A 619-nucleotide genomic window follows, 5' to 3' on the forward strand; every position below is an offset into this window, starting at 1 on the left:
AATATATAGAGTAAGTCGAGTTCATACATGGCGTTTTCCCTAAAGGCTTGGTGTGACAAAAAATAAAGCTGGGCATGGTACTGTAAATTTTTGCATAATGCACCGCTGTATNTGAACTTAAGAAGACCGAAAAACACTTAGCCAAGATGAACCAAAGCAACTATCAAGCTGATGTGCAATCATCGGTAGAACACTGCCTGCGGCAGGCAGAACATCACCTTAAGAAAAGCTTCGTTTATCACAACCTTTGCTTTCTTCTAAAGGGGCAAGCTGCCGGCCAGTTTGTCGTCACACAAAACGCTTTTAAGACTTATCGATACAAGCTTCGATTTAATCAGGCGCTCTTAAATCAAAACCAACAAGCCTTTATCGAAGAGGTTGTACCTCACGAATGTGCACACCTCATCGTCTATCAGTATTTTGGTCGCTATCATGAAGGCAAGAAGGTAATGCCGCATGGACGACAGTGGAAGCAGGTTATGTCAGAAGTATTTAATGTTGAGCCAAAGGTAAGGCATAACTTCTCAAGCGCGAAAAGGGCACGACGAACCTTTGCATATATTTGTGCATGTCACGATCGAATTCATGATTTGAGCGCAATTCGACACAATAGAATCGT

1 protein-coding gene is annotated in these 619 nt (G+C 42.2%); it reads left to right on the forward strand.

Annotated features, from left to right (window positions below; translation table 11 throughout):
* Window positions 1-146 precede the first annotated feature (146 nt).
* A partial coding sequence (locus A3766_RS08030) for a SprT-like domain-containing protein (protein ID WP_068642057.1) occupies window positions 147-619 on the forward strand: 473 nt, incomplete at its 3' end.

The sequence above is a fragment of the Oleiphilus sp. HI0132 genome (genome assembly GCF_001635845.1).